Annotated in this window: 20 protein-coding genes; 4 read left to right on the plus strand and 16 right to left on the minus strand. The window is 59.4% G+C overall.

Annotated elements, in window-relative coordinates; genetic code table 11:
• Positions 1-189: 189 nt before the first annotated feature.
• Entirely contained in the window at positions 190-4,092 is a 3,903-nt protein-coding gene (hrpA, locus tag M8013_RS08855) for an ATP-dependent RNA helicase HrpA (RefSeq protein WP_271267431.1), read from the minus strand.
• Between the two features lie 203 nt (positions 4,093-4,295).
• Between hrpA and azoR the strand changes: the two genes are divergently transcribed.
• Entirely contained in the window at positions 4,296-4,901 is a 606-nt protein-coding gene (gene azoR, locus M8013_RS08860) for an FMN-dependent NADH-azoreductase (protein ID WP_271267432.1), read from the plus strand.
• 763 nt (positions 4,902-5,664) lie between these two features.
• Here the strand turns inward: azoR and paaY are convergent.
• The 13 genes from paaY to paaA all read right to left on the minus strand — a co-directional run bounded on the left by paaY (position 5,665) and on the right by paaA (position 16,810).
• Positions 5,665-6,261, minus strand: coding sequence for a phenylacetic acid degradation protein PaaY (gene paaY, locus M8013_RS08865; RefSeq protein WP_271267433.1), 597 nt, complete (start codon positions 6,259-6,261; stop codon positions 5,665-5,667).
• 10 nt (positions 6,262-6,271) lie between these two features.
• Positions 6,272-7,207: a phenylacetic acid degradation operon negative regulatory protein PaaX gene (gene paaX / locus M8013_RS08870; RefSeq protein WP_271267434.1), complete on the minus strand. Its 936-nt coding sequence runs from the start codon at positions 7,205-7,207 to the stop codon at positions 6,272-6,274.
• Positions 7,208-7,294: 87 nt separating this feature from the next.
• Complete coding sequence (paaK, locus tag M8013_RS08875) at positions 7,295-8,614, minus strand: phenylacetate--CoA ligase PaaK (RefSeq protein ID WP_271267435.1); 1,320 nt, start codon at positions 8,612-8,614, stop codon at positions 7,295-7,297.
• A gap of 27 nt (positions 8,615-8,641) precedes the next feature.
• Entirely contained in the window at positions 8,642-9,847 is a 1,206-nt protein-coding gene (gene pcaF, locus M8013_RS08880) for a 3-oxoadipyl-CoA thiolase (protein ID WP_271267436.1), read from the minus strand.
• Positions 9,847-10,269, minus strand: a complete 423-nt coding sequence (gene paaI, locus M8013_RS08885) for a hydroxyphenylacetyl-CoA thioesterase PaaI (RefSeq protein WP_271267437.1) — start codon at positions 10,267-10,269, stop codon at positions 9,847-9,849. The genes pcaF and paaI overlap by 1 nt, the downstream gene beginning before the upstream one ends.
• Complete coding sequence (gene paaH / locus M8013_RS08890; RefSeq protein ID WP_271267438.1) at positions 10,259-11,683, minus strand: 3-hydroxyacyl-CoA dehydrogenase PaaH; 1,425 nt, start codon at positions 11,681-11,683, stop codon at positions 10,259-10,261. The genes paaI and paaH overlap by 11 nt, the downstream gene beginning before the upstream one ends.
• A 1-nt stretch (position 11,684) precedes the next feature.
• Positions 11,685-12,470 (minus strand): 2-(1,2-epoxy-1,2-dihydrophenyl)acetyl-CoA isomerase PaaG, encoded by a 786-nt coding sequence (gene paaG, locus M8013_RS08895; RefSeq protein ID WP_271267439.1) that lies wholly within the window; start codon positions 12,468-12,470, stop codon positions 11,685-11,687.
• A 2-nt stretch (positions 12,471-12,472) separates the two neighbouring features.
• Positions 12,473-13,240 carry a 2,3-dehydroadipyl-CoA hydratase PaaF gene (gene paaF, locus M8013_RS08900; RefSeq protein ID WP_271267440.1) on the minus strand — a complete coding sequence of 256 codons (768 nt, stop codon included), beginning with the start codon at positions 13,238-13,240 and terminating at the stop codon, positions 12,473-12,475.
• Positions 13,237-14,307 (minus strand): 1,2-phenylacetyl-CoA epoxidase subunit PaaE, encoded by a 1,071-nt coding sequence (gene paaE / locus M8013_RS08905; protein WP_271267441.1) that lies wholly within the window; start codon positions 14,305-14,307, stop codon positions 13,237-13,239. The genes paaF and paaE overlap by 4 nt, the downstream gene beginning before the upstream one ends.
• Before the next feature lie 7 nt (positions 14,308-14,314).
• Positions 14,315-14,812 (minus strand): 1,2-phenylacetyl-CoA epoxidase subunit PaaD, encoded by a 498-nt coding sequence (paaD, locus tag M8013_RS08910; protein WP_271267442.1) that lies wholly within the window; start codon positions 14,810-14,812, stop codon positions 14,315-14,317.
• Positions 14,813-14,826: 14 nt separating this feature from the next.
• Entirely contained in the window at positions 14,827-15,573 is a 747-nt protein-coding gene (gene paaC / locus M8013_RS08915) for a 1,2-phenylacetyl-CoA epoxidase subunit PaaC (protein ID WP_271267443.1), read from the minus strand.
• An 8-nt stretch (positions 15,574-15,581) separates the two neighbouring features.
• Positions 15,582-15,869, minus strand: a complete 288-nt coding sequence (gene paaB / locus M8013_RS08920; RefSeq protein ID WP_271267444.1) for a 1,2-phenylacetyl-CoA epoxidase subunit PaaB — start codon at positions 15,867-15,869, stop codon at positions 15,582-15,584.
• Positions 15,870-15,880: 11 nt separating this feature from the next.
• The gene (paaA, locus tag M8013_RS08925; RefSeq protein WP_271267445.1) at positions 15,881-16,810 is read right to left on the minus strand and encodes a 1,2-phenylacetyl-CoA epoxidase subunit PaaA; all 930 of its coding nucleotides are present in this window, start codon (positions 16,808-16,810) and stop codon (positions 15,881-15,883) included.
• Between the two features lie 283 nt (positions 16,811-17,093).
• Between paaA and paaZ the strand changes: the two genes are divergently transcribed.
• Together paaZ and tynA are read left to right on the plus strand one after the other, a co-directional pair.
• Positions 17,094-19,139: a phenylacetic acid degradation bifunctional protein PaaZ gene (gene paaZ / locus M8013_RS08930; protein ID WP_271267446.1), complete on the plus strand. Its 2,046-nt coding sequence runs from the start codon at positions 17,094-17,096 to the stop codon at positions 19,137-19,139.
• Positions 19,140-19,316: 177 nt separating this feature from the next.
• Positions 19,317-21,590, plus strand: a complete 2,274-nt coding sequence (gene tynA / locus M8013_RS08935; RefSeq protein WP_271267447.1) for a primary-amine oxidase — start codon at positions 19,317-19,319, stop codon at positions 21,588-21,590.
• A 209-nt stretch (positions 21,591-21,799) separates the two neighbouring features.
• Here the strand turns inward: tynA and M8013_RS08940 are convergent, their stop codons facing one another.
• Positions 21,800-23,299: an aldehyde dehydrogenase family protein gene (locus M8013_RS08940; RefSeq protein ID WP_271267448.1), complete on the minus strand. Its 1,500-nt coding sequence runs from the start codon at positions 23,297-23,299 to the stop codon at positions 21,800-21,802.
• A gap of 236 nt (positions 23,300-23,535) precedes the next feature.
• Here M8013_RS08940 and feaR point away from each other — a divergent pair, with 236 nt between their 5' ends.
• Complete coding sequence (gene feaR, locus M8013_RS08945; protein ID WP_271267449.1) at positions 23,536-24,444, plus strand: transcriptional regulator FeaR; 909 nt, start codon at positions 23,536-23,538, stop codon at positions 24,442-24,444.
• Here feaR and M8013_RS08950 read toward each other — a convergent pair whose 3' ends face one another.
• A complete protein-coding gene (locus M8013_RS08950; protein WP_271267633.1) occupies positions 24,445-24,765 on the minus strand; it encodes a YdbL family probable chaperone protein in 321 nt (106 codons plus the stop codon).

Raw genomic sequence — 24,765 nt, forward strand, 5'->3', positions numbered from 1 at the left:
TGTGGTGGTACAGCACGAAAGTGGGGGTGATCGACCTGAAGAAAAAGTCGATCACCATGGGTAAAGGGTGTTAAAAAGTGTTCACCATGTCCCCGAACACCTGTTTACCATGTCCCCGGTCTGTACACCCACCGGGAGAGGGAGAAAACAATAAAAACGGTAACCCGAAGGTTACCGTTTTGCGTTTACCTACGCTGAAATCTGCTCCATCGCCTGCAGAATACGCTTATCGGAGATCGGATACGGAGTCCCCAGCTGTTGGGCAAAGAAGCTGACCCGCAGCTCTTCGATCATCCAGCGGATCTCCTGCACGTCCTCGTCGTCGCGGCGCGCAGGCGGCAGTTTGTTCAGCCACTGCTGCCAGCGCTGCTGCACGCTCTCAACCTTCAGCATTTGCACCCGGTCGCGATGCGGATCGACAGCCATCTTCTCCAGACGCTTTTCAATCGCCTGCAGGTAGCGCAGCGTGTCGCCCAGACGTTTGTAACCGTTGCCGGTGACAAACCCGCGGTACACCAGCCCGGCCATCTGCGATTTCACATCGGACAGCCCCAGCGCCATAGTCATATCCACCCGCCCTTTCAGGCGCTTGTTGATATTGAACACCGCGGTCAGTATCTGCTCGACCTGCTTCGCAATGGTAACCACGGTTTCGTTGAGCTCAGCGCGCACTTTTTCGTGCAGCGTCGCAAAACCTTCTTCGGTCCACACCGGGCCACCCGCCGCATTGATCAGCTGATCCACGCCGCAGGAGATGCAGTCGTCTATCAGATCCAGCACTTTGCCGTACGGGTTGAAGTAGAGTCCGAGCTTGGCTTTGTTCGGCAGTTTTTCGTGCAGATACTTGATCGGCGACGGGATGTTCAACAGCAGTAACCGGCGCAGACCGCGCCACATCGCCTGCTGCTGTTCCTGCGGATTGTCGAAAAGCTTGATCGCCACGCTGTCGCGTTCATCCACCAGCGCTGGCCAGGCTTTCACCTTGTAGTTGCCGCGCTTCTGCTCGTAACTTTCCGGCAGTTGACCAAAGCTCCAGATATGCAGCCCGCTCTGTTCGATACCGTCGTCCGCCACAGCGGATAAGGTCTCCTGCACTTTGCCTTTCAGAGCATCTTTCAGTTCGGTCAGGGAACGGCCTTCCTGCAGCTTTTTGTTCTTGTCGTCCAGCACGCGGAAGCTGATTTTCAGGTGATCGGGCACCTGATCCCAGTGCCAGTCGTCCCGGTCAATGGTGACGCCGGTCATCCTGCGCAGCTCGCGCTCGAGCGAATCCAGCAGCGGCAGCTCCAGCGGCGTGGCGCGCCCGAGGAACGCTTCGGCATAGTTCGGCGCAGGCACAAAGTTGCGGCGCACCGGTTTGGGAAGCGATTTAATCAGAGCAATGATCAGCTCCCGGCGCAGGCCTGGGATTTGCCACTCAAAGCCGCTCTCTTCGACCTGGTTGAGCAGCGGCAGCGGAATGTGGACGGTCACGCCGTCGGCATCGGTGCCCGGCTCAAACTGATAGGTCAGGCGCAGCTTGAGGTTGCCCTGATGCCAGAAGTTCGGATAGTCCAGCTTGCTGACCTGCTCCGCCCCCTCTTTAATCAGCATGCTCTTTTCAAAGTTGAGCAGATCCGGGGTCTCGCGGCTGACCGTTTTCCACCAGCTGTCAAAGTGACGGGCAGAGACCACATCGTGGCTGATACGCTGGTCGTAGAACTCAAACAGCGCCTCGTCATCCACCAGAATGTCGCGACGGCGAGACTTGTGCTCCAGCTCTTCGACTTCGTTACGCAGCTTCAGGTTTTCGCGGAAGAAAGCGTGGCGGGTCTGCCAGTCGCCCTCCACCAGCGCGTGGCGAATAAACAGCTCGCGCGACAGAGCCGGATCGATTTGGCTGTAGTTAACCTTCCGCGCGGCCACCACCGGCAGGCCGTAGACGGTGACTTTTTCAGTCGCCATCACCGCACCCTGCGCCCGCTCCCAGTGCGGTTCACTGTAAGAACGTTTCAGCAGATGCTGCGCCACCGGCTCCACCCATTCCGGGTCTATGCGCGCGGCAATACGCCCCCACAGGCGGCTGGTTTCCACCAGCTCGGCGACCATGGTCCACTTCGGCGGCTTTTTGAACAAGCCAGAGCCGGGGAAAATGGAGAAACGGGCGTTGCGCGCGCCGGTAAATTCCTGCTTGTCGGTATCTTTCATCCCGATATGCGACAGCAGCCCGGTCAGCATCGAAACGTGAATTTCACGATACTCCGCCGGTTCGCTGTTCACCGGAATGCCCAGCTCTTTCACCACCTGGCGCAGCTGGGTGTAGATGTCCTGCCACTCGCGCACCCGCAGATAGTTCAGGAAATCCAGCTTGCACTGGCGGCGGAACTGGTTCGACGACAGCGCTTTCTGCTGCTCGCCGAGGTAGTTCCACAGGTTCACAAAGGCGAGGAAGTCAGACTCTTTGTCGTGGAAGCGACGGTGTTTTTCATCCGAGGCCTGCTGCTTGTCCATTGGCCGCTCGCGCGGGTCCTGAATAGAGAGCGCCGAGGTGATAATCATCGCCTCACGCACGCAGCCGTGTTTCTGCGCCTCCAGCACCATTCGCGCCAGACGCGGATCTACCGGCAGCTGGCTGAGCTGACGGCCCATCGGCGTCAGCTTGTAGACGGTGGCCTGCTCATCGGTGGTGATGGCGCCCAGCTCTTCCAGCAGGCGCACACCGTCCTGAATATTGCGCTTATCCGGCGCTTCGACGAACGGGAACGCGGCGATATCGCCCAGCCCCAGGGCGGTCATCTGCAAAATGACCGAGGCCAGGTTGGTACGCAGGATCTCCGGGTCGGTAAACTCTGGACGCGACAGGAAATCGTCTTCCGAATAGAGACGAATACAGATCCCTTCCGAGACGCGACCGCAGCGACCCTTACGCTGGTTGGCCGACGCCTGCGATACCGGCTCAATCGGCAGACGCTGCACTTTGGTGCGGTAGCTGTAACGGCTGATGCGCGCCGTACCAGGGTCAATCACATATTTAATGCCCGGCACGGTGAGCGAGGTTTCCGCCACGTTGGTCGCCAGCACGATGCGACGTCCGCTGTGCGCCTGGAATACGCGGTTCTGTTCGCTGTTCGACAGGCGCGCATATAGCGGTAAAATTTCGGTATGGCGCAGGTCGCGCTTGCTGAGCGCGTCGGCGGTATCGCGGATTTCGCGCTCGCCACTCATAAAGATCAGGATGTCGCCCGGGCTTTCATTGCCCAGTTCGTCCACCGCGTCAAAAATGGCCTGCAGCTGATCGCGATCGGTATCGTCCGCGTCTTCGACCATCGGGCGGTAGCGCACATCAACCGGATAGGTTCGCCCGGAGACTTCGATAATCGGCGCATTGTTGAAATGGCGCGAAAAACGTTCCGGGTCGATGGTCGCGGAGGTGATGATAATTTTCAGATCCGGCCGACGCGGCAGTAACTCCCGCAGGTAACCCAGCAGGAAGTCGATATTCAGGCTGCGCTCGTGCGCTTCATCGATGATGATGGTGTCGTACTGCATCAGCATGCGATCCTGCTGGATCTCCGCCAGCAGGATCCCGTCGGTCATCAGCTTGACCATGGTGTTGCCACTGACGTGATCGCTGAAACGCACTTTATAACCGATACAGCCGCCCGGCTCGGTTTGCAGTTCTTCGGCAATACGGTTCGCCACCGTGCGCGCCGCCAGTCGACGCGGCTGGGTGTGGCCGATCAGGCCTTTGATCCCGCGCCCCAGCTCCATACAGATTTTCGGCAGCTGAGTGGTTTTACCCGACCCGGTTTCACCGGCAACAATTACGACCTGGTGATCGCGCACGGCCTCGAGAATTTCCTGTTTCTTCTGACTGACGGGCAGGTTTTCTGGATAGGTGATCGTTGGTCGTGACGCTTCGCGCAGCACGACTTTACCGGCAGCCTGTTCAATCTCGTTGGCCATCTCCTGATAAATAGCCTGTTGTGCATCAGGATTTTTAACCTTCTTCACGCCCTGCAGGCGGCGGGCAAACCGCTGTTTGTCACGCAACATCAGCGATTCAAGCTGTTGCATGAGCATCGCGAAGGTGAGTTTTTGTTGTTCTGTCATAGCGTTAGGGGGCAGTGCACTGCCGGATAAATTCTCTTTGTAATGATAGGTATAGAGTACCACATCGCAGGTTTTTACGCCTTATTCAAAAAATTCGAACATAGGCTTCGATATATTGCGCTATCCCTGCGACAGGATTGTGAATAGAGTGTCATCAAGCAACGGGGCAACCCCCCTAATCAAATACAAAAAAGGAATCACCCATGAGCAAAGTATTAGTTCTGAAATCCAGTATTCTGGCAGGGTACTCTCAGTCTGGTCAGCTGTCCGATTATTTCGTTGAGCAGTGGCGCGAACAGCACAGCGCAGATGAAATCACCGTCCGCGACCTGGCCGCTCAGCCAATTCCGGTACTGGATGGTGAACTGGTTGGCGCGCTGCGTCCAAGCGATGCCCCACTCACGCCACGTCAGCAGGAAGCGCTGGCGCTGTCCGACGAGCTGATTGCCGAGCTTCAGGCGCACGACGTTATCGTGATCAACGCCCCGATGTACAATTTCAACATCCCAACGCAGCTGAAAAACTACTTCGACCTGATTGCACGTGCTGGCGTAACCTTCCGCTACACCGAGAAAGGCCCGGAAGGTCTGGTAACCGGTAAGCGCGCGGTTGTGCTGTCAAGCCGTGGCGGTATCCATAAAGATACCCCAACCGACCTGATTGCCCCGTACCTGTCCGTGTTCCTGGGCTTTATCGGCATCACCGACGTGAACTTCGTGTTTGCAGAAGGGATTGCTTACGGTCCGGAAGTGGCAACCAAAGCGCAGACCGATGCCAAAGCGGCAATCGACAGCCTGGTTACTGCATAAGATTTCCCACTCCCACCGCCCGGTGGGAGTTTTTTTATCCCCCTGCGCATCCTCCTTTTGGCCAATAAGTCGTGGCATTATTCGGGTTATTTTTTCAATTCAACGGGATAACATGCACTGGCCGCGCACTGAATGGGCATCCGGCAAAACCCCAAAAATGAAAAAGCCCCAGCGATGATTTGCCGGGGCCTTTAGGGTTCTACCAAATTAATATTTAACATTCATCAACTTAATTACACACTACAACTTCTAAAATGTACGTATTCTCACAGGATTACCATTGAAGCCAGTTAACGCTACCTCCTGATAAGTGATTGAAATAACATTTATCCTGTCGTGTACATCACCCTCGCGATATATACTTTTGATGCGTGGCCTTAATGCTTCGCGATATTCTCAACTGCATACTGAATCGTACCCAAATCGCGAATATTACTCTTTGAAACAAGACCTTACATCATCGCGGTTACTTCCCCATTATGCGATTGTCGATATTTACTGCATGGCCTGAAAGCGTGTTCACACTGGTTTGTACTGATTACCAGGACCCAAACTACAATACTTCGTGGCCATTATCGCATCTCGTTACTGCTTTATTACCACACCGTGAAACCTTTATTTCTCTGCGGTGCTTGAGTTCTAATTTACTCATTATAGACGCAGTGTCAACCCTCTAATCACCAACAATTAAATTTTATTGTTTAATATCATTAAATCAGATAATTACGTGATCCCGATCGGGTTTTAGCGGCCATTGTGCTGCTCAGCGAGACGATTTGGGGCGTAAATTTTCGTCAAATACCAGCCTTTTGCGGTCCGGCTCTGCCGCTCGCAGCGGTTCGACCTGGTGCATTGTCTGTTTGCAGCGCTCAACCAGGGTTTGATATTCCCGCGTGCCTTGCTGCTTCCACGCCAGCTCCTGCTCGCTCAGCACCCGTATCGCTTTGGCCGGGCTGCCGATGATCAGATGGTTAGCGGGCATCTCGGCTTTGGCTTTCACAAAGGCCGCCGCGCCCACGATGCTGTTTTCACCGATCACCGCGCCATCCATCACCACCGCATTCATTCCCACCAGCGCGTTACGGCGGATGATGCAGCCATGCAGAATGGCACCGTGACCAATATGCCCCTCTTCTTCCACCACGGTGTCCTGTTCCGGGAAGCCGTGCATGATGCAGTTATCCTGGATATTGGCCCCGTCCTGTACCACGATGCGGCCAAAGTCACCGCGCAGGCTGGCATTCGGCCCCACGTACACGCCCTTCCCCAGGATCACATCGCCAATCAGCACTGCTGTCGGGTGGACATAGCTCTCTTCCGGGACCACCGGCGTCATGCCGTCGATTTGATATACAGGCACATAACCTCCGTTACGCGAGCGTCAGGCCGCCAAAGCGTTGCCAGTAAGAGGAGCCCGGCGACGGCAGTTCACCGACCGTGGTTTCCCCTTTTTCACTGACAAACGCCAGCGCACCCGGCGCCACACGCTGATAAATGTTGATACACAACTGGCGGGCCGTTTGCCCCGCCCAGTGCGACGGGAGTAACTCTTCCGGCAACAGCGGATCTTTGAGCACCACCCGACGATAAAAATGGATCAGCAGTAGCTGGATCTGGAAGCAGCGTTCCGGCGTCAGCTCATCCGACGCGGCCTCCCGCAGCAGCGGCAACAGCGGACGGAACGAGTCGATAAAGGTTTCGTACATTACGTTCTGTTCGCTGAGCTGCCAGCACTCTTCTACCCGGGAACGCAGTGCGGCACGCGAGAGCGCCAGCGGCGAGTGGGCTTCAAAGCAGATCACGTTTTCCGCGACCCCCGCTTCGTGCAGCAGCGCCTGGACATCTGCCAGCTGCTGCGAAGGCGAGGCCATCAGGCTGGGGGCCAGCGTGCCGAACCCCTGCCAGATCAGCTGCTTTTTCACCTCCGCGAGGGTGGTTTTGTCCATCCCTTCGGAGAGCAGCAGCAGCCATTTCCCATCCCAGGCGGGTAATTCTGCGCGATAAATCTTCGCCTCGGCGCGTCGGGTTAAGCGTAGCCCTTTATCGCTCAGCCGATAAAAGCTGCGCCTGCCGATGCGCGACACATCCAGCCAGCCTTCTTTGTTGAGACGAAACAGCGCGGTGCGCACAAAGCGCTCGCCGAATCCCATCCCTTCCAGCAGTGCCGCCAGACTCCCCAACCAGACTTCGCCGCCGCGATGGGATAACGCGTCGCCGTACAGGGAAGCGATCAAGGAGGTGCCGCTGATGGGAACGGAGCTAACCGCGTGCTGAATAAAGCTGTCGAGTTTACTCATGTGATTCATTCTGTTGTGATTATTATGTTGGATGAATCATAGCATAGCCCCCAGGCTGCGGCCCTCCCCTAAAATGGAGAGGGCCGCAGCAGCGGATTAGCCGTTGGCGGCGACCTTACGCAGATCGAACACCCGGCAGGCTTTGCCTTCAGAGCGCGGGATGCTGCCGCAATTAACGATGGTCACGTCGGTGGAGATCCCGACCATTGATTTGATGCGATGGCGCAGCTCGTGGCACACGTGGCAGCGCTGTTCGTGGTTCAACGTCAGGCTGCTCTCTTTCAACTCCACCTTCACCGAAAGCGAATCAAGATGGCCCCGGCGATTGACCTCCAGCTGGTAGTGCGGCGACAGATGCTCAAACTTGACGATCTCCTCTTCCAGCTGTGACGGGAAGACGTTGACGCCACGAATGATCAGCATGTCGTCGCTGCGTCCGCTGATGCGATCCATCCGGCGCATGGTGCGGGCCGTTCCCGGCAGCAGACGCGTCAGGTCGCGGGTGCGGTAGCGGATCACCGGCAGCGCTTCTTTGGTCAGGGTGGTGAACAACAGTTCGCCCTGCTCGCCGTCGTTCAGCGGCGTGCCGTCGTTCGGGTTGACGATCTCCGGGTAGAAATGATCTTCCCAGATGGTCGGGCCATCGGCGGTTTCGATGCACTCCATCGCCACCCCCGGACCCATCACTTCCGACAGGCCATAGATGTCCAGAGCGGTAATGCCGAGGCGTTTTTCGATTTCGCGGCGCATCGCCAGCGTCCACGGCTCAGCACCAAATACGCCGACGCGCAGAGAGCATTTGCTGGCATCGCCGCCCATCTGGCGCTCAAGTTCTTCAATCAGGTTGAGGCAGTAGGACGGCGTTACCATGATCATATCCGGCTGGAAATCGCGGATCAGCTGGGCCTGTTTCTCGGTCTGGCCGCCGGACATCGGGATCACCGTCGCGCCTAAACGCTCGGCGCCGTAGTGCGCCCCCAGTCCCCCGGTGAACAGCCCGTAGCCATAGGCAACGTGAATTTTGTCTTTTGCGCTGCCGCCTGCCGCACGCAGGGAGCGCGCCACAATGTTTGCCCATGTATCAATGTCGTTCTGGGTATAGCCCACCACGGTGGGTTTGCCGGTGGTGCCAGACGAGGCATGAATGCGCACCACCTGCTCCATCGGCACGGCAAAGGTATCAAACGGGTAGTTGTCGCGCAGATCCTGTTTGGTGGTGCACGGGAATTTGCGGATATCCGCCAGCTCTTTGAAATCATCAGGATGGACACCCGCCGCATCGAACTTGCGTTTGTACATCGGCACGTTGTTGTACGCGTGTTCTAAGGTCCATTTCATGCGCGTGGTTTGCAGCGCGCGCAGTTCATCCATGGAGGCGGTTTCGATCGGGTCAAGCTTTGTCGTTGTCGTTGTCATCGTAGGGTACTCACATTTTATTATTGCTTAGACACGCTCAAGGATCAGGGCAATACCCTGACCAACACCGATGCACATCGTGCAAAGCGCATAGCGCCCTTTACGACGATGTAGCTCGTGGCTGGCAGCCAACGCCAGTCGGGCTCCACTCATTCCCAGCGGATGGCCTAAGGCAATCGCGCCACCGTTGGGGTTAACCTGCGAGGCATCGTCCGGGAGCCCCAGCTCGCGCAGGACACCCAGCGCCTGCGACGCAAAGGCTTCATTCAGTTCAATCACGTCCATATCGTGAATGCTCAGACCAGCACGCTCCAGCACCCGGCGGGTGGCGGGTACCGGGCCAAGACCCATCAGACGCGGTTCGACCCCGGCGGTGGCCATCGCCACGATGCGGGTACGCGGGGTTAAGCCCTGTGCGGCCGCCATCTTCTCGCTGGCGACAATCAACGCTGCGGCACCGTCGTTCACCCCGGAGGCGTTGCCTGCGGTGACGACGCCGCCTGCGCGGAACGGGGCTTTCAGCCCGGCCAGCATTTCGAGGGTGGTCTCCGGGCGCAGGTGCTCGTCATGTACCACTTCGGTGACCGCACCTTTTTTACCTTTGATGAGAACCGGCACGATTTCCTGCGCCAGAATGCCGTTGGCCTGGGCCTGCGCAGTACGCTGCTGGCTGCGCCAGGCGAAGGCGTCCTGGTCTTCGCGGGAAATTCGTAACAATTCCGCTACATTCTCTGCCGTTTCCGGCATGCTGTCAGAACCAAATTGTTGTGCCATGAGCGGGTTCACAAAACGCCAGCCGATGGTGGTATCGAAAATTTCATTCTGGCGCTGGAAGGCACTGGTGGCTTTGCCCATCACGAACGGCGCGCGGGACATGGACTCCACACCACCGGCAATCATCAAGTCCGCATCACCGGCGCGAATAGCGCGGGCGGCAAAGCCCAGCGCATCCAGACCGGAGCCGCACAGACGGTTCAGCGTGGTGCCGGAAACAGTCTGCGGCAACCCGGCCAGCAGCAGCGACATGCGCGCCACGTTGCGGTTGTCTTCCCCTGCCTGGTTGGCGCAGCCAAAGATCACATCGTCGATGCACTCGGCGTCGAGATGCGGGTTACGCACCAGCAGCTCGCGCAGCGGGATTGCGCCCAGGTCGTCCGTTCGGACGCCAGACAATGCGCCGCCGTAGCGACCAATAGGGGTACGGATCCCGTCACAAATAAAGGCGTCACGCATTATGCTTCTCCTGTGATCGTGCCGCCGATGCGGTGGGATTTCCCACGGAACAGGGCCACGGTTTTTTGCTGTTGATTAACAATTTCAATGTCGTATACGCCGGTCAGTTTTCCCTGATGGCGAACCTGTGCGGTGGCGGTCAGCTTGTCGTGGGCAAACGCCGGGCGAACAAAATCAATGGTGCAGCCCGAGGCCACCGCCGCCAGCCCCTGGCTGTTGCAGGCGTAGGCGAAAGCGGTATCGGCGAGGGTAAACAGCTGTCCGCCGTGGCAGCTTTTGTGGCCGTTCAGCATCTGTGGGGTCACGGTCATGGTCAGAACCGCCACGCCGTCATCCATCTCGATAATGTCGATGCCATAGGCCTGGGCGCAGGCATCGTTTTCGTACATGGCGCGGGCGTTGCGCCAGGCGTTAGGACTCATAGCTACTCTCCAGAAGCGCACGCTGGCGCAGCAGGGAACATGGGCGGTAACGTTCTTCGCCATAGTGGCGTTGCAGGTTTTCCAGAAGGATCAGCAGCCGCTGCCAGCCGAGCTGCTCGCCCCAGGCCAGCGGACCACGCGGATAGTTGACCCCAAGGCGCATAGCGGTATCGATATCCTGTTCGCTGGCAACCCCTTTTTGCAGGGCATCGAGGGCTTCATTGACGATCATCGCCACGGTACGCCAGATAAGCAGGCCCGGATAATCGGCGACCTGCAGGACGCGCTTCCCCTGCTGCTGCAGGTGATACACTGCTTTACGGGTCGCTGATGTCGGGTTGCTGGCCGCAGCGGCAATCACCGCCACCTCGCCTTCCAGGCGATCGACCACCACCACCGGATGCCCGAGACGGGTGGCCAGCGCCTGGGCCGTTTCGCCCTGAGTTTCAATCAGCAGCACATCGTCCAGCTCGGTGACACCGTCACTTCTCTTCGCCACGTGCACCGCGCTGTCGGTCTCGCTCACGGCCTCCAGCCAACCTGCTGTCGGTTTGTCGCTGTGCCAGCTATAGACGCCCTGGCCGCTCTTCTTACCCAGTCGCCCCGCCAGCACCAGCTCCTGCTGCACCAGCGACGGCAGGAAACGACGCTCCTGCCAGAAGGCGTTAAACACCGAGCAGGTCACGGCAAAGTTGACGTCCTGGCCGATCATGTCGGTCAGCTCCAGCGGCCCCATTGGGAAACCCGCCCCTTCGCGCAGCGCAGCGTCAATCGCTTCCGGGGCAGCAACCTGCTCCTCCAGCGCGCGCCAGGCTTCGGCGTAGTACGCACGCGCCACGCGGTTAACGATAAAGCCAGGCGTGGACTGGCAGCGCACCGGCTGTTTACCCCAGTTCACCGCCAGTTCGCAGAGCTGTGCGACCACCTCTTCCGAGGTCGCCAACCCGCTCACCACTTCCACCAGCTTCATCACCGGAGCCGGGTTAAAGAAGTGCAGGCCAGCCACGCGCTCAGGGTGGCGCACATCGGCGGCAATCGCGGTAATCGAGATTGACGACGTGTTACTGGTCAACAGCGTTTTTTCCGGGCAGATCGTCGCCAGTTCGGCGAACAGCGCCTTTTTGATCTCCATACGTTCAGAGGCGGCTTCAATCACCAGGTCGGCTGCCGCCAGCGAGCGGATGTCGGTCACCGGGATCAAACGCTGCAAGGTCTGATCGCAGACGCTGACGCTGAGCTTGCCGCGCGTCACCCGGGATTGCAGACGAGTACGGATCCCGTCGATGGCGCGGGAGATGGCGTCTGCATTGATATCGTAAATCAGCACCGGGTGACCGTGGCTGGCGGCCACTTCGGCAATGCCGGCCCCCATGATGCCGCTGCCAATCACCGCGACGGTATGAATCGTGGTCATCTTATTTCCCCGTAAACTGCGGCGTGCGCTTGTTGAGAAATGCGCTGACGCCTTCGCGGTAGTCGGCGCTGCGTCCAGCCAGGCGCTGGTAATCGCGCTCGAGATCCAGCTGGGCATCGAGGGTGTTGGTTTCGGCGGCGTTGATCGCCTGCTTGATCAGCCCCAGGCCAAAGGTCGGCTGCGCGGCCAGATGGACTGCCAGCTGCTGGGCGGTAGCGGCCAGCTCGCCGTCATCCACCACCTGCCAGATCATCCCCCAGGCCTGCGCCTGTTCGGCGCTGATTTTCTCGCCGAGCAGCGCCAGGCCCATCGCCCGCGCGCGGCCCGTCAGGCGCGGCAGCAGCCAGGTGCCGCCGGAATCCGGCACCAGTCCCAGCTTGCTGAAGGCCATTACAAAGTTAACCGAACGGGCGGCAATGACGATGTCGCAGCCCAACGCCAGCGTGGCCCCGGCCCCGGCGGCGACGCCGTTCACCGCGCAGATCACCGGCTTGGGCAGTTTTGCCAGACGCTTAACCAGCGGGTTGTAAAATTTCTCGACCGACATACCCAGATCCGGCGCGGGGCTGTTCGGATCGACGTTACGATCGTTCAGGTCCTGTCCGGCGCAAAAGCCGCGTCCGGCACCGGTCACTAACAGACAACGCACGGCATCGTCGCGCTCGGCCTGGGTCAGGCACGCCGCCAGCTGCTGGTGCATCTCCTCATTAAAGCTGTTGAGACGCTCCGGGCGGTTCAGGGTAATCGTCATGACGCCCTGCTCAACGTGACTCAGAATGAAATCCATGGTTAGCGTCCTTTGAATTCAGGGGTGCGTTTTTGCAGAAAGGCGCTGATGCCTTCGCGACGATCTTCGGTGGCCGAGAGCAGCGTAAACAACTGACGCTCCTGGACCAGCCCGGCCTGCAGCGCCATCTCCTGCGACTGGCGTAACGCCTGCTTTGCCGTCTGCAGCGCCAGCGGCGAGTGGCGCGCCATCACTTCGGCCTGCTGCAGGGCATATTCGAGCAGCAGTTCCGGCGGGTAGATGTCGCTCACCAGCCCGGCGGCCAGCGCCTGGCGGGCGGTAATGCTTTCGCCGGTGAGCACCATTTTGCTGGCCAGCGATTTGCCAACGCAGCGGATCAGACGCTGGGTGCCGCCCGCGCCCGGCATAATGCCTAAGGTAATTTCCGGCAGGCCGAAGCGGGCGTTATCCCCGGCCACCACCACATCGCACAGCAGCACCAGTTCGCATCCGGCACCCAGCGCGTAGCCGTTAACGGCGGCAATCAGCGGTTTGCTGAAGGCATTGATCCGCGCCCACAGCTGCGGGCGAACGTCGTTGAGGGTGGCAGGCAGATCTTTGTCGGCCATTTCATTCAGATCGGCCCCGGCAGCAAAAAAACGATCGCTGCCGGCAATCACGCACACTGAGATATCGCTGTCGGCGGCGGCCGCTTCAAGCGTGGTTGCCAGCTCGCTCAGCAGGGCATTGTTCAGCGCGTTACGGGCAGCCGGACGATGCAGCGTCAGCTGCAGGACCCGCCCGTGACGGGTAACGATTAATTCGCTCATGCCATCCCCTTCGCATCAAAGTCCACAACGACATCCGCGGTCAGCGGCAGTGACTGGCAGCTCAGCACATAGCCTGCGGCCACTTCGTCCGGCTCGAGGCTGTAGTTGGTGACCATCTCCACCTTGCCGCGCAGCACTTTGCATTTGCAGGTGGCGCAGACTCCGCCTTTGCAGGCATACGGCAGATCCGCGCCCTGGCGCAGAGCAGCGTCGAGAATACTTTCGTCGTCGGCGTTGAAGGTGATTTCGCGGTCGCGTCCGTCCTGGCGCACCGTCACTTTTTGCCCGTCAACCTGCATCGCGTGCGCCCGCTTCACCGGGGTACCAGGGGTGTTAAAGCGCTCGAGGTGCAGCGATTTTTCCGCCATGCCCAGCGCTTTTAGCGTCAGCTCAGCGTCATCCATCATGGCCGCCGGGCCGCAGATAAAGGCCTCGTCAAACTGGCTAAAGTCGACCAGATGACGCGCCAGCGCGTGCAATTTTTCGCCGTCGATTCGCCCGTGCAGCAGTTCGCTGTCCAGCGTCTCCTGGCTGAAGATGTGAATCACCTGCAGGCGCGTCGGATAGTGGTCTTTCAGGTCGGCAAGCGCTTCGCGGAACATCATGCTCTGGCTGCTGCGGTTGCCGTAAATCAGAGTGAAATGGCTGTTGGGTTCAGTTTTCAGGGTGCTGGAGATGATCGCCAGCATTGGGGTGATCCCGGAGCCTGCGGCGATCGCCAGATAGCAGCCTTCACGCTCGGCCTGCGGCTGGTAACCAAACTGCCCCTGCGGCACCATCACCTCCAGCGCCATCCCTTGTTTAATCTCATCCCGGGCATAGCGCGAAAAGCGCCCGCCGTCGATGGCTTTGACCGCGACACTGATCTCACCCGGCTGGACGCTGCGACAAATAGAGTAGCAGCGGCGCAGCTCTTCCCCCGCGAGGCGGGTTTTCAAGGTCAGGTGCTGACCCGGGCGGAAGCGATACGCCTCCTGCAACGCCTGGGGAACCGCGAAGGTGATGGTCACCGCGTCGCGGGTTTCGGGTTCGACTTTTGCCACCGTTAAGGCGTGAAACGTTGTCATGGCGACCTCAGATACATTTGAAATAATCGAAGGGTTCACGGCAGCTTTCGCAGCGATACAGCGCCTTGCAGGCCGTGGAACCAAATTCACTGATGATGCGGGTGTGGGTGCTGGCGCAGCGCGGACAGGTCACCTCGGCGGGCAGGTGCGCATGGCAGCTGTGTCCGGCTGGCGGGCTGATACCGTACTGGCGCAGGCGTTCGCGCGCATCCGGGGTCATCCAGTCGGTGGTCCAGGCCGGATCGAGCTGGATGGCGATATGCACCGGGGCGAAGCCGTGCGCGGTCAACGTGTCGCGGATCGCACCCATCAGATGGTCAGTTGCCGGGCAGCCGGAATAGGTCGGCGTAAAGCCGATCGCCCAGCCCTCACCCTGCGGCACCACGCTGCGCACCATGCCTAAGTCGGTAATGGTCAGCACCGGAATTTCCGGGTCCGGGATCTGGCTTAACAGCGACCAGATCTGCGGGATTTCTGCGGGGGCGATGTCGGCGAAACGTTGCATGGCGTTCTCCTGCGTTACCACTGCTGACCGGGGTTGACGCGCTGCAGATATTGCATCTCCGCCAGCATCGGTCCCAGATGTTCGGTGTGCAGACCCAGCCTGCCGCCGCTGCGATAGGCAGCTTCCTGCGGCACGCTCAGTTGGGCGGCGTTCAGCCCGGTCAGGACTTCGGCTTCCCACGCGTCGCGCAGGGTGCGCGGATCGACGGCGATGCCCGCATCACTTAAGGACAGGTCAATCTTGTCGGCTTCAAACAGCTCGGCGGTAAAGCGCCACAGGTCGTTGACCGCCTGCTGCATTTTTTGCCGCGACACCTCGGTGCCGTCACCCAGACGCTCAACCCAGCCGCGGCTAAAGCGCAGGTGATAGCGCACTTCTTTCAGCGACTTAGCGGCGATGGCGGCCAGCTGCGGATCGCGACTGCTGGTCAGGCGGGTGTACAGCGCCACGTGCCAGGCATCCATAAAGTACTGACGGGCAATGGTGTCGGCGAAGTTGCCGTTGGGTTGTTCCACCAGCAGCAGGTTGCTGAACTGGCGTTCGTCGCGCTGGAACGCCAGCGTGTCTTCGTCACCGCTGCCTTCCAGCTCGGCGGCGTAGGTTAAGAAATTGCGCGCCTGCCCCAGCAGGTCGAGGCCGATATTGGCCAGCGCCAGGTCGATCTCCAGTTCCGGCGCGTGGCCACACCACGCGCCCAGGCGCTGGGACAACACCAGACCGTTATCACCGAGTCGCAGAACATAAGCCGTTAACGTTTTCATTGGCGACCTCACATGTGCTCGATGCCATCAGGGATGGTGTAGAAGGTCGGATGGCGATAAACCTTGCTGTCCGCCGGATCGAAAAACTCACCGCGCTCTTCCGGCTGGGAGGCAATGATTTCGCTCGCCTTCACCACCCAGATGGAACAGCCTTCGCTGCGGCGGGTGTACGCGTCACGTGCGTTTTCCAGCGCCATGCGGTCGTCGGCGGCGTGCAGGCTGCCCACGTGACGGTGAGATAACCCCTGTTTGCTGCGGACAAACACTTCATATAACGGCCAGTATGTTTTGCTCATCTTGATTCCTCTTACGCGACGTGGCGGGCGTGGTGTTTTTCTGCGTGCGCCAGGGCGGCTTCACGTACCCACGTCCCCTCTTCCCAGGCTTTATTCTTGGCGGCCAGACGCTCGTGATTACAGACACCGCGTCCGTTGATCACCTCGTCAAATTCCTGCCAGTTGATCTCGCCAAAGCGGTAGTGACCGCTTTCGGCATCGAAATGCAGATCGGCATCCGGCACCGTCATCCCCAGCATCTCGACCTGCGAGACGGTGTTGTCGACAAAGCGCTGACGCAGTTCGTCATTGCCAAAACGTTTGATTTTCCACGCCAGGCTGCGGGCGCTGTTCGGCGAGTTGTCGTCGTTCGGGCCAAACATCATCAGCGCTGGCCACCAGAAGCGGTTGATCGCGTCCTGCAGCATCTGCCGCTGCGCGTCGTTGCCCGCCGCCAGCGCCATACAGGCTTCAAAGCCCTGACGCTGGTGGAAGCTCTCTTCTTTGCAGATTTTCACCATCGCACGGGCATACGGACCATAGGAGGTGCGGCACAGCGCCACCTGGTTAACGATGGCCGCGCCATCCACCAGCCAGCCAATCACGCCGATATCGGCCCAGCTCAAGGTGGGATAGTTAAAGATTGAGGAGTATTTCATCTTGCCGTCGAGCATCTTCTGGTAGATGTCTTCCCGGGCGCAGCCCAGCGTTTCCGCCGCGCTGTAGAGATACAGACCGTGGCCCGCTTCGTCCTGCACCTTGGCCAGCAGAATCGCCTTGCGGCGCAGCGTCGGGGCGCGGGCGATCCAGTTACCTTCCGGCAGCATGCCAACAATCTCGGAATGCGCGTGCTGACCAATCTGGCGGATCAGCGTTTTACGATACGCCTCAGGCATCCAGTCCTGCGGCTCGATGGCTGTCTCTTGCGCGATGCGCTGTTCAAAGCGTTGTTCTTCCGTCACGTCATCACCCTTATGATTCGTTTAACAAGTAACTTTAACTCAATGATGAATCACTTCGTTTCTTAAAAGTTACACAAAGGTTAAATATAACCCCAAGGATTGTTTGTTTATTTTGTGATGTGGCTCGCAAGCCTTTTACAGGGCGGCCTATGTGGTGGGCGGTAACACGCGGCAATAGTCAGGTCAGATCACATCATTAACATTTCATTAAAACATTCCTTGCATTTTATGATTCATAATCAAACTATCTATAGTGAAATCACGAACCACCTGGAGAAAGAACATGCAGCAGTTAGCCAGCTTCTTGTCCGGCGCCTGGCAGTCTGGCCGGGGCCGTGAGCGCACTATTTCGCACGCCATCAGCGGCGAAGCCCTCTGGAGCGTTACCAGCGAAGGGCTGGATATGGCCGCCGCGCGCCGCTACGCCATTGAGAAAGGCGGCGAAGCCCTTCATGCGATGACCTTTATCGAGCGCGCCGCGATGCTGAAAGCCGTCGCGAAACATCTGCTCAGCCACAAAGAGGCGTTCTATGCCCTGTCGGCGCAGACCGGTGCCACCCGCGCCGACAGCTGGGTGGATATCGAAGGCGGTATCGGGACGTTGTTTACCTTCGCCAGCCTCGGCAGCCGCGAGCTGCCGGACGACACCCTGTGGCCGGAAGATGAACTGATCCCCCTGTCAAAAGAAGGCGGGTTTGCCGCGCGTCACGTCCTGACCTCAAAATCCGGCGTGGCGGTGCACATCAACGCCTTTAACTTCCCCTGCTGGGGAATGCTGGAAAAACTGGCCCCAACCTGGCTTGCCGGAATGCCAGCCATCATCAAACCGGCCACCGCCACCGCGCAGGTGACCCAGGCGATGGTGAAAACGATTACCGACAGCGGCCTGGTGCCGGACGGAGCGATTAGCCTGATCTGCGGCGGTGCGGGGGATCTGCTTGACCAGCTGGACAGCCAGGACGTGGTGACCTTTACCGGCTCGGCGGTGACCGGCCAGATGCTGCGCGTGCACCCGAACATCGTCGCCCACTCGATTCCGTTCACCATGGAAGCGGATTCCCTGAACTGCTGCGTGCTGGGCGACGACGTCACCCCGGAGCAGCCGGAGTTTGCGCTGTTTATCCGCGAAGTGGTGCGTGAGATGACGGCGAAAGCCGGGCAAAAATGTACCGCCATCCGCCGCATTATCGTCCCGCAGGCGCAGGTTGACGCCGTCGGCCAGGCGCTGATCGCCCGGTTAGGCAACGTCCCGGTTGGCGATCCGGCGCAGGAAGGGATCAAAATGGGCGCGCTGGTCAATGCCGAACAGCGCGCTGACGTGCAGGAAAAAGTGAATACCCTGCTGGCCGCCGGTTGCCAGATTCTGTTGGGCGGGAAAGCCGACCTGAGCGCTGCAGGGGCCTTCTTCCCGCCAACGCTGCTGTTCTGCCCGCAGCCGGATGAAACCCCTGTCGTCCATGCCACCGAGGCGTTTGGCCCGGTCGCGACCGTAATGCCGTATCAGACCCGCGAGCACGCCATGAGCCTGGCCCGCGCCGGGGGGGGTAGCCTGGCCGGTACGCTGGTGACGGCGGATCTGCGTCTGGCACGTCAGTTTATTGCCGGGGCCGCCCGTGCCCACGGCCGTATTCAGATCCTCAACCAGGAGTCGGCGAAAGAATCAACCGGCCACGGCTCCCCGCTGCCGCAGCTGGTGCACGGCGGCCCCGGTCGCGCGGGCGGTGGCGAAGAGCTGGGCGGCCTGCGCGCAGTGAAGCACTACCTGCAGCGCACCGCGATTCAGGGCAGCCCGAGCATGCTGGCCGCCATCAGCCAGCAGTGGGTGCGCGGGGCCCAGGTGCAGGAGGACCGCGTCCATCCGTTCCGCAAACACTTCGAGGAGCTGCAGCCGGGCGACAGCCTGTTAACCCCACGTCGCACTCTGACCGAGACCGATATCGTCAACTTTGCCTGCCTGAGTGGGGATCATTTCTACGCTCATATGGACAAGATTGGCGCGGCAGAGTCCATTTTCGGCGAACGCGTGGTCCACGGTTACTTCCTGATTTCGGCTGCCGCCGGGCTGTTCGTCGATGCGGGCGTCGGGCCGGTGATTGCCAACTACGGAATGGAGAACCTGCGCTTTATCGAGCCGGTGAAGCCGGGCGACACCATCCAGGTGCGCCTGACCTGTAAACGTAAAACGCTGAAAAAACAGCGCACGGCGGAAGAGAAACCGACCGGCGTGGTGGAGTGGTCGGTGGAAATTTTCAACCAGCACCAGCAGCCGGTCGCCCTGTACTCGATCCTGACCCTCGTTTCGCGTCAGCGCGGAGATTTTGATTCCTGATCCCTCCCTTTTCCGGGTAGCGCCGTGCGCGTTACCCGGCTTCTGGCACATCTGACAAATAATCTGGCAAACGCAGGCAAACGGTGCACACCGCGATATTGCTATGTTGGCAATGAATAAACCGCGCGCAGAACAGCGGTCCTGAGTGGATAACAACATAAACAACAGAGGTTAATCATGGGAAGCTCCTCCATCCTTTCTCCACGTAAAACGGCGCTGGCGCTGGCCGTCGCCGGTCTTCTTTTTGCTCAACCGCAGGCGCTGGCGCACGGTGGTGCCGCGCATATGGTCGAGATGGATAAAACCCTGACCGAATTTGGTGCCGACGTGAAATGGGACGATTACGCCCAGCTCTACACCATCAGCAAAGACGGGGCGTTTATCAAAGTGAAGCCGGGCGCGAAAACCGCCATCGTCAACGGCAAGCCGCTCACCCTGCTGGTGCCGGTGGTGATGAAAGATAAAAAGGCGTGGATCTCTGATACCTTCGTCAACGACGTGTTCCAGTCGGGCCTCGATCAGACCTTCCAGGTAGAGAAAACTCCGCACCCGCTGAATGCGTTAAGCGCCGATGAGATTAAACAGGCCGTCGCGATCGTGAAAGCCTCGCCGGACTTTAAGCCGAACACCCGCTTCACCCAGATTGCGCTGGCCGAGCCGGATAAAGCCAAAGTGTGGGATTTTGTGCTGAACGGTACGGCGGTGGATGCCCCGCGCCAGGCCAATATCACCATGCTCGACGGCAAGTACATTGTCGAAGCGTTAGTTGATCTTAAAGACAAGACCATCCTGCACTGGGAGCCGATTAAAGACGCCCAGGGCATGGTGCTGCTGGATGACTTTATGGCGGTGCAGAGCATCATCAACGGCAGCAAAGAGTATGCCGATATCGTGAAAAAACGCGGTATCACTGACCCGAGCAAAGTGATCACCACCCCGCTTACCGTCGGCTACTTCGACGGTAAGGATGGCCTGAAGCAGGAAGACCGGCTGCTGAAAGTGGTGAGCTATCTGGACGTGGGCGATGGCAACTACTGGGCGCACCCGATCGAGAACCTGGTGGCGGTGGTCGATCTGGTCGAGAAGAAGATCGTCAAAATTGAAGAGGGCGCGGTGGTCCCGGTGCCGATGGAGCCGCGTCCGTATGACGGTCGCGACCGCGAACCTGTGGTGCATAAACCGCTGGAGATTACCGAGCCGGAAGGCAAGAACTACACCATCACCGGCAACATGATCCACTGGCAGAACTGGGATTTCCACCTGAGCCTCGACTCCCGCGTTGGGCCGATCATCTCTACCGTGACCTTTAACGACAACGGCAAAAAACGCCAGGTGATGTACGAAGGCTCGCTGGGCGGGATGATCGTGCCTTACGGCGACCCGGATGTGGGCTGGTACTTTAAAGCCTATCTGGATTCTGGCGACTACGGCATGGGTACCCTCACCTCGCCGCTGGTGCGCGGCAAAGATGTGCCGTCTAACGCCGTGATGCTGGATCAGACCATCCCGGATTACACCGGCCAGCCGATGAGCATCCCACGCGCCATTGCCGTTTTCGAACGTTACGCCGGACCGGAGTATAAGCACCAGGAGATGGGTCAACCCAACGTCAGCACCGAACGCCGCGAGCTGGTGGTGCGTTGGGTGAGCACCGTGGGCAACTACGACTATATCTTTGACTGGGTGTTCCACGAAAACGGCACCATCGGGATCAACGCCGGGGCCACCGGGATTGAGGCAGTGAAAGGCGTGATGGCCAAAACCATGCACGACCCGAGCGCCAAAGACGATACTCGATACGGCACGCTGATCGACCACAACATCGTCGGCACCACGCACCAGCACATCTATAACTTCCGTCTGGATATGGACGTGGACGGCACCAGCAACAGCCTGGTGGCGATGGATCCAGAAGTGAAACCCAACACCGCTGGCGGCCCGCGCACCAGTACTATCCAGGTTAATCAGTACAACATCGACACCGAGCAGCAGGCGGCACAGAAGTTTGACCCGGGCACCATTCGCCTGCTGAGCAACACCAGCAAAGAGAACCGCATGGGCAACCCGGTCTCGTACCAGATCATCCCTTATGCTGGCGGTACGCATCCGGTGGCCAGCGGCGCCAAATTTGCCCCGGACGAGTGGATTTATCATCGTCTGAGCTTTATGGACAAGCAGCTGTGGGTGACCCGCTACCATCCGAACGAGATGTACCCGGAAGGTAAATTCCCGAACCGCTCCACGCACGACACCGGTCTGGGCCAGTTTAGCAAGGATAATGAGTCGCTGGATAAGCAGGATAACGTGGTGTGGATGACCACCGGCACAACCCACGTGGCGCGCGCCGAAGAGTGGCCAATCATGCCAACGGAATGGGTCTATACCCTGCTTAAACCGTGGAATTTCTTCGATGAAACCCCGTCGCTGGGTAAAAAGAAAGACGCGCAGTAAGCAGTAAGCAGGTGTTGGCCGGGCGAATCGCCCGGCCTTTTTTTATGTGTGAGTCTGGTGTGGAATGTGAAAGTGTCGGGTGGCGGCTTCGCCTTACCCGACCTACAAGATCGTAGGCCCGTGCAAGCGCAGCGCCGCCGGGCGATTTAGTGCCAGGAAAGTAGGCCCGTGCAAGCGCAGCGCCGCCGGGCGATTTGGGGGGAAGTGTCTCAGTAACGCACGCACACCGATTTGGTTTCGCACCAGCCATCCAGCCAGTCCGGGCCGAAATCGCGGCCAGTCCCCGATTGCTTCATCCCGCCGAACGGTAGGTTGGCATCGATCAGGGTATGGCTGTTGACCCACACGGTGCCGGCCTGCAGACGGTCGGTGTACTCCAACGCTTTGCTGACGTTTTGCGTCCAGACGCTGGCGGTCAGGCCGTATTCGCTGTCGTTCGCCAGGCGCAACGCTTCTTCGCCGTCGGCGACGCGCACCAGGTTGACCACCGGGCCAAAGACCTCTTCACGGGTCAGACGCAGGCTGGCGTTCGGGTTCACCACCAGCGTTGGTGAGACGTAATACCCCTGGCCGTTCGGGCCACGGTTGCCAGTAATCAGCTCGGCGTGGTGCGACTGCGCCTCATCCAGGAACGTCTGCACTTTGTCGCAGTGGGCACGGGAGACCAGCGGGTTGATGTGCGCCTCCGGGGACATGCCCGGTCCGACGCTCAGGGATTTCACCGCCTGCTCAAAGTCGCTCACCAGCGTATCAAACAGCGGTGCTTCGATATAAATGCGCGAGCTGGCGGCACACACCTGGCCCTGATTCAGGAAGCTGCCGGTCATCAGCCCTTCAATGACCCATGACGGATCGGCATCTTTCAGCACGATAGCCGGGTTTTTACCCCCCAGTTCCAGCGTGACGCCAGTCAGACGATCGGCGGCGGAGCGCGCAATCTGCTTGCCGGTCGCCGTCGAGCCAGTAAAGCTCACCTTGGCGATATGCGGATGGGTGGTCAGCGCCGCTCCACAGACCGCGCCGCTGCCGGTCACCACGTTAAAGACGCCGTCCGGGATCCCGGCCTCGCTCGCCAGTTCGGCCACCCGCAACAGGGTCAGCGGCGTGGTTTCCGACGGCTTGATGACGATAGAACACCCTGCCGCCAACGCGGGCATCACTTTCCACATCCCAATCAACAGCGGGAAGTTCCACGGCACGATCCCGGCGACCACGCCAATCGGCTCTTTACGGGTCCACGCCTGATAGCGCGCGCCCTGCGGCATCGGGATCGAGAGATCCAGGGTTTTACCGGCGATTTTGGTGGTTAACCCGGCGGTATAGCGCATCCAGTTCAGGGTGCAGCCCACTTCAAAGGCGCGGGAGATATGAATCGATTTGCCCTGCTCAAGGGTTTCGAGCTGCGCCAGCTCTTCGGTGTGCTGCTCCACCAGATCGGCAAAGCGCAGCAGAATGCGTTCCCGCTCGGCGGGCAGTTTTCCGCACCAGCTGCGGGCGACAAAGGCCCGCCAGCCGGACATCACCGCGCGATCAACGTCCTGCGCGCTGGCATCCGCGGTGAAGGCAATTACCTGACCGGTTGCCGGGTTGAAAACCTCCAGACGCTTGTCGCTGTCGGATGCGGACTGGCGTCCTTCAACCCAGAGGCCGTGTTGCCTGTCTAAAAATTGCTGCACGCTCGGCAGTACTGCGACCTGTGTATCAGACATAGCTTTTCCTTATTATTCTCAGGGGGTCAACGCAGTCTAAGATGGCTTCCGGGATCGCGCTTTTATCTGTGTGACATTCGTTTTGCCGCCTGTGACAGGTACCGCAAAACGCGACAATACTGCCGTTTCGCCCGGGCAGAATGCCGATTTCTTTGCGGGTTTTCGCCCCCTGTCACGGGCAAAAAGAAACATATCTGCAACAATATTTAAACATTGGCAACGTAGCGGGTAACGACATGGTGTGTGCAAGCGAAAAGGACCAGTATCAGCAGTGGCTGGCGCAGATTAACCAGGTGTGCGGCAGCTTTGCCGGCCGGCCGCTGACGGGGGAGTTTTTTGGCGAGCTGGAATCCACCTGGACCGGTAACCTTAAACTCAGCACCGTGACCGCCAGTGGCGTAAACCTGTTTCGCACCCGCCAGGAGATCAAAACCAGCAACGATGCCTGGTTCTACACCGTCTTTCAGATTGAGGGCGAAGCCGGGCTGGAGCAGGACGATCGGCAGATTGTGCTGAACTCGGGCGATATCACCCTGATCGACGCCTCACGCCCCTGCTCGATCTACTGGCCGGAAAAGTCCCGCCAGATCTCGCTTTTGCTGCCGCGTCAGATCCTCGAACAGCATTTTCGTTTTCAGGAAGTGAGCTGCGCGCAAAAGCTCTCGCGCACCCTGCCTACCGTCCAGCTTAGCTATCGGTTATTGCAGGAGAGCATGAGCAACCCGGCGTTGAGCGAAACGGAAAGCGAAGCCGCGCTGGAGGCGATGGTCTGTCTGCTGCGCCCGGTGCTGCAGCAGCGCGACAGCATGCAGCCGCGCAAGGAGCGTCAGTTTACGCAGGTTCTGACCCTGATTGACGACCATATCCAGGCCGAGCATCTGCGCCCGGAGTGGATCGCCTCAGAAAGCGGCATGTCGGTGCGCAGCCTGTACCGGATGTTCGCGGAGAAAGGGCTGGTGGTGGCGCAGTATATTAAGAATCGCCGTCTGGATCTGTGCGCACAGATGCTGCGCGGCACCCGCGACGACGAAAAGCTGGCGGGTATTGGCTACAGCTGGGGCTTTACCGACCATAGCCACTTCTCGACCGCGTTTAAGCAACGTTTTGGTATTTCGCCTGGCGAATACCGCAAACGCCACCGCTAACTACTTCTGCAGCCATTTGCCGTTAATGCCCTGGACATACTCCCCGGGGTTAGCGCGCTCAACCAGCTTGCTGCCGGCCATTTTAGCCACTTCATCTACCGGAATATTGTTGCTGTCGGCAAGCTTTTGATAGCTGTCGGTGCGCGCTTTATTGATCTGCTCAACCAGCGCCAGCGTGTCGCGGTCCCGTTCACGCGGGGCGATATAGCCACTCAAGGTTTCGCCTACCCGCCCCTGGGCGCGAGCCTCGTTAAGCGTCAGCGCGGCGGCCGGGGCGCTGATGCCCAGCGTCAGGATCAGGAGAGCCAGTGTTTTTCTCAT

The sequence above is a fragment of the Silvania confinis genome, from assembly GCF_025564085.1.
In the GTDB taxonomy this organism is placed as follows: Bacteria; Pseudomonadota; Gammaproteobacteria; order Enterobacterales; family Enterobacteriaceae; genus Enterobacter; species Enterobacter confinis.